The 7,104-nt window shown below is 46.9% G+C and carries 6 protein-coding genes; 3 read left to right on the plus strand and 3 right to left on the minus strand.

The genetic code is table 11. The features are described from left to right. Positions 1-287 precede the first annotated feature (287 nt). From ACI4WN_RS04475 to ACI4WN_RS04485, 3 genes are read left to right on the plus strand one after another with little or no spacing between them, the layout of a single operon-like run. Positions 288-791, plus strand: coding sequence for an FMN-binding protein (locus ACI4WN_RS04475; protein WP_439777149.1), 504 nt, complete (start codon positions 288-290; stop codon positions 789-791). Beyond that, entirely contained in the window at positions 791-1,558 is a 768-nt protein-coding gene (locus tag ACI4WN_RS04480; protein WP_439777150.1) for an FAD:protein FMN transferase, read from the plus strand. The genes ACI4WN_RS04475 and ACI4WN_RS04480 overlap by 1 nt, the downstream gene beginning before the upstream one ends. Continuing rightward, the gene (locus ACI4WN_RS04485; RefSeq protein WP_439777151.1) at positions 1,542-2,813 is read left to right on the plus strand and encodes an iron reductase; all 1,272 of its coding nucleotides are present in this window, start codon (positions 1,542-1,544) and stop codon (positions 2,811-2,813) included. The genes ACI4WN_RS04480 and ACI4WN_RS04485 overlap by 17 nt, the downstream gene beginning before the upstream one ends. Before the next feature lie 112 nt (positions 2,814-2,925). On the opposite strand, the gene ACI4WN_RS04490 is transcribed toward ACI4WN_RS04485, so the two are convergent. The 3 genes from ACI4WN_RS04490 to ACI4WN_RS04500 form a co-directional block, all read right to left on the minus strand. After that, positions 2,926-3,507, minus strand: coding sequence for a DNA-3-methyladenine glycosylase I (locus ACI4WN_RS04490; protein WP_439777152.1), 582 nt, complete (start codon positions 3,505-3,507; stop codon positions 2,926-2,928). A gap of 1 nt (position 3,508) precedes the next feature. Further along, positions 3,509-3,877, minus strand: coding sequence for a VOC family protein (locus ACI4WN_RS04495; RefSeq protein WP_439777153.1), 369 nt, complete (start codon positions 3,875-3,877; stop codon positions 3,509-3,511). A gap of 129 nt (positions 3,878-4,006) precedes the next feature. After that, positions 4,007-6,631, minus strand: coding sequence for a cation-translocating P-type ATPase (locus tag ACI4WN_RS04500; RefSeq protein WP_439777154.1), 2,625 nt, complete (start codon positions 6,629-6,631; stop codon positions 4,007-4,009). Positions 6,632-7,104 lie beyond the last annotated feature (473 nt).

The raw sequence follows: 7,104 nt of genomic DNA on the forward strand, positions 1-7,104 counted from the left end.
CTTTTTGGCGAAACAATTCCCTCAAACGTTATCAGCCATGGGCTTTTTGGCTAATCCATTCCCTCAAACGTTACTAGCCATGGGCTTTTTGGCAAGATTAGTTGATTTACTTACAATTGTTTAGTAATTCTTAAACTTTTCTTCACAGCTAGTAAGACAATATTCACAGGAAAAAATTAAATAGTGGCATTTAATATCACAGTTTGCTTTTATGATTAGATCAAGCAAATAATTCGAATAATTCATCAAGCATAATAGCTTTTTATATAAGAAAGTAGATAAAAACTATGTCACACCGCAAAGTCATTACTTCTATCGTTGCTATCGGCGCTACTGTCGCCATCGTAATTGACGGCTACTTGCTCTTTTTGAAGAAAGATACGAATACTGAAAGTTCAACTGCCAGTTCCACCACCTCATCCGTCAGTTCTAGCTCAGCCTCAACTTCAACTAGTTCATCCAGCAGTTCCAGCTCCGGCTTGACCGACGGGACCTACACGGGCTCTTCTACCTCCACCGAATGGGGCGACGTCCAGGTCCAAATCACAGTCAAAAGCGACAAAATCACGACCATCAAGGTCTTGTCCTACCCTAGCGACAATGAGAAGTCGCAGTCAATCAACGAGCAAGCCTTGCCAATTTATAAAGAAGAAGCCCTAAAGGCCCAATCAGCTGACATCCAGCAGGTGTCTGGCGTTAGCGAAACTTACAAAGGCTTCACCGGTTCCCTCCAATCCGCCATCAACAAGGCTCAAAAAACACAAAGCAGCAGCCAAGGAAGTGACTCCTGATGATCTATAACGAAACAGTTTTTCAAATAACCATGCCCTTTACCATTGCCGCGGCTAGCCAAGAGCCCGAACCAGCAATTGCCGAAGAGTTGAAGAATACAGCCAAAAGGATTTCAGACAAGCTAGCCTTAATTGAAGACAAGTTTTCGGCTTTTAAAGACGATTCACTTTTAGCAGCCTATAACCGCGGCCAAAAAGAAATCTTATTGACTGATCCGGACTTTCAGGCAGTCTATGCCGCCACCAGTTTGGCTTATGAAATGACTGACGGCGCCTTTGATCCAGTCGAAAAAGGAGTCTATGATCCAACCGGCTACGTCAAGGGCTGGGCGATCAAAGAATGTTTTAACGAATTGACTGCCTTTAAGGCCAATCCAAACGTCCTTGGCCTATGCATCAATGGCGCCGGCGACCTCCAAACCTGGTCATCTGGTTCCTTTGCCTGGCAGGTCGGAATCGAGGATCCCGACAACTTGCAAAAATTTTTGGCCAAATATGAAGTCAAAAATGGAGCCCTAGCTACGTCAGGCTTTAGCAAGCGCGGCAAGCATATTCGCCTAAAAGGACCAGGTGACCTCCTCCAGGTCAGCGTTTTGGCTAAAGACGTCGCCTATGCCGACATCTGGGCTACAGCTGGCCTTGCTTGCGGCCAGGATCGCTTTTTACAAATGGCCAAGAAAGAAAAATTATCAGCGACCGTTATTAACCAAGATCGGGAACTGCTGATCATCCAAGAAGGAGAAATTTACGATGTTCAAAAAGCATAACCCTACGCTTGCCTTGGTCTGGGCGGTCATCCTCTTTGTGATCCCCCTGCCCTTCATCCAGACGCTAGACGCAGGCCTGCCAGCCATTTACGCTAGTTCCAAATTGGCCATCCAATGGGGCTCCATTGCCTATGTTTGGATGCTCGCAGCTATCTACCTGTCGACCCGTCCCCACTATTTAGACCGCCTAATCGGTCTGCCCAAGCTTTACATGGTGCACGGGATGATCTCGTTAGCCGCCCTGCTCTTGGCCTGGCTGCACATGGAAGGGACAGTATCGACCGGCTGGATCAAGCAAACTGGTACAATCGCCTTTTACCTTTACCTCTTTTTAGCCCTCTACTCCCTGATCTTTTTAGCAGGCTGGCTGACCAAGCGGGTGCCATTTTTGGCAAAAATCAAAAAGGGGTTGGAGCGAAAAGTCTTTAAACATGAACTGTCAGTCTGGATCCACAAGCTGAACTTGGTGGCCACCGTCTTGGTTTTCATCCACATTCAACTGATTTCCTACATCCGGGCTATTACACCTTATATGATGCTAATTTACGCCGCAACGCTTTTGGTCTTTGCTACCTATGTTTATAACAAATTAAAGCCGGCACTGACGGAAACGAACGCTGTAATGACGAATTTGACTATGATCGCAGATAACGTGGCCCAGCTGACCATTGAGTCCCACCACTTGCTTGATTATCAGGCTGGCGACTACCTTTTCCTCTCTTTCCCGGGCATGCCTGGCTTAAAGGAGCCTCACCCCTTCTCTTTGGTCAATGTACCGAAAAAAGACCAAGAAATAGTCTTGGCAATCCGGGGCGACGGCGACTTTACCAAACAGCTGCAAGACCTGTCTTGCCCGCAAAAAGTCCTGGTAACGCCAGGCTATGGCCGCTTCCAGGAGGTCATTGCTGAACAACAGCCTGAGCACCTCTTGATCATCGCCGGCGGGATTGGGGTTGTGCCGCTTTTATCAATTATCCAGGGCAACCCCCAGATTGCAACTGAACTTTTTTATAACGCCCATACCCAAGACAATCTGATTTACCAAAAAGAGATTCAAACGTTAGCCGAAAGGGATAATTTCACGGCTCACTGCCAAGTTGGCCGCTTCCAGGACTATGAAGTTTTGAATGCACTAGAATACGATTCACTCATACTGATTGCTGGTCCCCAAGCCATGGCCGACCATTGGGAGCAAGTATTGCAAAAAGAAGGCGTAGAAATCGATAAGATTTTTTACGAAGAATTTGAATGGTAAAAAAACGACTGTATCAATTTGTGATACAGTCGTTTTTAGTGTGTGTTCAAAGAGTATTCGTATCAATATAGATGGTAGAAATTACTAGATAAAAAATATAAACAGACACTATTTATTTTAGCAAACGCGTTGGATAATGGTCCATCAAGTATTGTCGTCTTGGGCAAGCTTCGTCATGGTCATTGATCAAACCACATGCCTGGAGGTAGGAATACATCACCACGGGACCAACAAATTTAAAGCCGCGCTTTTTCAGGTCTTTAGACAACCTTTGCGCTAATTCATTAGTAGTCGGCACATCTTTCAGGTGGCTTTCATAAACTAGGCTTTGCCCATCTGTATACTGCCAAAGGTACTGGTCAAAGCTGCCGAAGTCGGCAATGACTTTTTCATAAGCTTGGGCATCAGTGATTAGGGCCAGGATCTTCCGGCTAGAGTGGATCATTCCATCCGCTGCCATTACCCGGTCAAAATCAGCCTGGCCATATTTAGCGATTTTACGATAATCATACTGATCAAGGGCGGCCCGCATGGCTTCTCGCCGGTCCAGCATCAAGGAAAAGCTCAACCCGCACTGCATTACTTCTAAGACCAAAAACTCAAAAAGTTTCTGGTCATCATGGCAAGGCGTCCCCCACTCTTCATGATAAGCTTGCCGAAAATTATTTTCCTTAAACCACGCACATGCGCCCATTTTACTTGCCTTTCACTGCAAACCAGTTGCCTTCTGGATCCCCGAAATTAAAGGTCCGGGCATCCCCCATGTCGACCACGTCGCCAACCGGACCGCCTAGGCTGTAGATGTGCTCTCTTAGCCCATCTAAGTCATCCGTTTCCAGCATCAAGGATGGCATTTCCAGGCTCACTTCTGGGGAATACTTTCTCACAAATTCCTTGCTAAAAAGCTGAACACTAGCCGTCTTGGTCAGCGGCAGGCGGATGGTCTTTGACCCATTTGGCAGGTCTTGTTCCAGGCTTCTTTCTACGCTAAAAGCCTCTTCTAAAAAGTCTGCCACCATCTCTGGGTCATTGACGTAGATCATCACGGTCAAGTTTGTCAGCATCTTTTTTCCTCTCGTATTTATTTCTAAATTCTTTATATATAGTTTATCATGACCAGAATTAAAAAACACCGAACGAAAATCGTTCAGTGTCTTCTAAGAAATCAATATTAAGTATTATCTATTATGCGATTAGTTCTGTTCAAGAACCACTTTCACGAGCTGAATGATCACCGTTGGCAAGAATGCCAGCAAGGCAATCATCCCGACCTGACTTGCCAATAGCGGTGTTACCGTAAACAGGCTGTGCAGGCTTGGGACAAACAGGATCAAGCCCAGTAATAAAGTCCCAGTCAAGAAAGCAGCCAAGCTGTACCAGTTGTTCTTAAAGCCAAGCTTGAAGATGCTGTGCTCAGACCGGCAATTAAAGCCGTGAAGGAGACGCGCAAAGGTCAAGGTTGAAAAGGCCATGGTGCAAGCAACAGCCGAGCTGGTCTTCAGGCCAATCAAGAAGGCGGCAATGACGCTAACCGCGATCAAGGTCCCTTGTACGGTTACCTTGGTCACCATTTGCTTGTTCAAGATGCCTTCTTTAGGGTCACGCGGTGGCCGGTTCAAAATGTCACTGGCCCCTGGCTCCATCCCGATCGCCAAAGCTGGCAAAGAGTCCGTTACCAGGTTGATGAAGAGCAGCTGAACGGCCATAAATGGCACCGGCAGACCCGCAATTGAGGCAAAAAGCACGGTAATGATGGCTGACAGGTTGCCGGACAAGAGATACATGACAGCATTCTTGATGTTTTCGTAAACCGTCCGGCCGTTGGCCACGGCCTTGATGATGGTCGCGAAGTTGTCATCAGTCAGGATCATGCTAGAGGCATCCTTGGACACTTCCGTCCCAGTAATCCCCATGGCCACCCCGATGTCGGCCTTCTTCAAGGCTGGGGCGTCGTTCACCCCATCGCCGGTCATGGACACGATCTTGCCCTTTCTTTGCCAGGCATCAACGATCCGAATCTTGTTTTCTGGGGAAACCCGGGCGTAAACGGAGATTTTTTCAATCTTGTCGTCTAGCTCTTGGTCACTCATGGCGTCTAATTCCAAACCAGTCACGGCCAGGTCGCCATCCGCAAAAATCCCAATCTTCTTAGCAATCGCTACAGCCGTTACCTTGTGGTCACCGGTGATCATCACCGTCTTGATGCCAGCCTTTTTGGCCTGGGCCACGGCTTCCACGCTTTCTGGTCTTGGCGGATCCATTTCAGAAACCAGACCGATAAAGATTAAGCCGTTTTCGGCTTCCAGGTTCAGCTCTTCATCGCTTTCCTTGTAGGCGAAGGCTAAAACCCGCAGGCCGTTTTCCGAGAAGGCCTGGTTTTGATCCAGGATCTGCTGCTTAATTTCTGGCGTCATTGGCTTGATTTCATCGCCAATCCGGTAGCTGACGCAACGGTCTAACAGGACATCCACGGCACCCTTGGTAAAGATGGTTGGGACCGTGTGAATCAGGTGCTTGGTAGACATTAATTTTCGGTCTGAGTCAAATGGCACTTCTTCTTCCCGGTTTAAAAAGTCCCGCAAGTCGTCTTCACTCAAGGCAATTTGGTCATCGCCCATGTCGATCCCTGGCACTTGGCGGTACATTTCAAGCAGGGCATATTCGGTTGGGTCCCCGATCCCCTTGCCATCTGCTTGTAGGCGCGAGTCGTTGTTTAAGACTACGTCGTACAAGAGGTAGCGGTGGAGCTGGTTGTCAAGACGCAATTCATTAGGCTGTAAGACTTCCTCGCCAATGTAGATATCTTGGACAGTCATCTTGTTTTGGGTCAAGGTCCCCGTCTTGTCAGAGGCAATGACGGAAACTGAGCCTAGAGATTCAACAGCCGCCAGATTTTTAATAATGGCGTGCTGCTTGGCCATCTTCTGCGTCCCCATGGCTTGCACGATGGTGACGATTGAGGAAAGTGCTTCTGGAATGGCAGCTACGGCTAAGGCTACAGCAAAGAGCAAGGCATCCATCAGCGGCTGCCCTCTCCAGATTTGGAGGCCAAAGACTACCAAACAGATTAACAAGATGGCAGTAGCAAGTTTCGATGAAAACTTGTCAAGAGACTGCTGGAGCGGCGTCTTCTTTTCCTTAGTGTCATTCATCAGCTTAGCAATCTTGCCGATTTCCGTGTTCATCCCGGTAGCCGTCACTAAGACATTGGCCCGGCCATAAGTTACCAAAGAGCTGGAGTAGACCATGTTCAGCCGGTCGCCCAAAGGCTTTTCTTGATCAAAATCAACGTCGGCCTTGTCGATATTAGTCGATTCCCCAGTTAAGGAGCTTTCGTTGACTTGCAAGGAAAAGTTGTCTAAAATCCGGCCGTCAGCCATAACCAGGTCTCCAGCTTCCAGGACTAAGATATCGCCTGGCACCAGGTCTTTTGAGTCAATTTCGACTTTTTGCCCATCGCGCAGGACTTTGGCACTTGGTGAAGACAGCGACTTTAAGCTTTCTAGCGACTTTTCCGCCTTGACGTGCTGGACCGTCCCCAAGACCGCGTTCAAAATCAAAACGGCAATGATGACGATGGTGCTTTCCGCATCCCCGGTAAAGGCCGAAATCAAGGCGGCAATGATCAAAATGATGACCATCAGGTCCTTGAACTGTTCTAAGAATACCTGGAAAACCGTCTTTTTCTTCCCTTCTACCAGGGCATTTGGGCCATATTTGGCTAGCCGTTTTTTGGCTTCCTCACTGGTTAAACCGCTAGGGCTAGCCTTAAATTCCTTTAAGACTTCGTCTTTATTTTGCAGATAATAATCCTTCAAAAAATTCCTCCTAATCTGCCCGGCAATAAAAAAAGAGACTATTGCTAGGCTAAAAAGTCTATACAATAGTCTCACCATTTAAACTCACAGCGGAAATTACTTTCGAGCTTGACGCCATGAGTGCACGTGTAATGCCGGTTACTCCCTACGCATATTTAGATGATAGGCTATAGTTTATCTGAATTTCACCTTGCTTGCAAGTCTTTTGCAAAAAATCTATCGTAATTTGCGCCGGCAAGTTCAAATAGGACTATACTAAGGGTGCAGGCTGATGAGCAATTTATGACTAATCATACAATCAACATTTTATATTCTTTTTCATTGGGATAGATTTCTTCATTTAACTCCTAAAGATGAAATCAGCCTACAAAATCATATTTCTTTACACAGGACAACCCTCCAGCTGGAAACTGGAGGGTTGTTTTTTCTACTCTAAGTCAAGTGATATTAACGATTTTAGGCAATTTTATTTT

The sequence above is a fragment of the Lactobacillus sp. genome (assembly GCF_051893255.1).
GTDB lineage: Bacteria > Bacillota > Bacilli > Lactobacillales > Lactobacillaceae > Lactobacillus.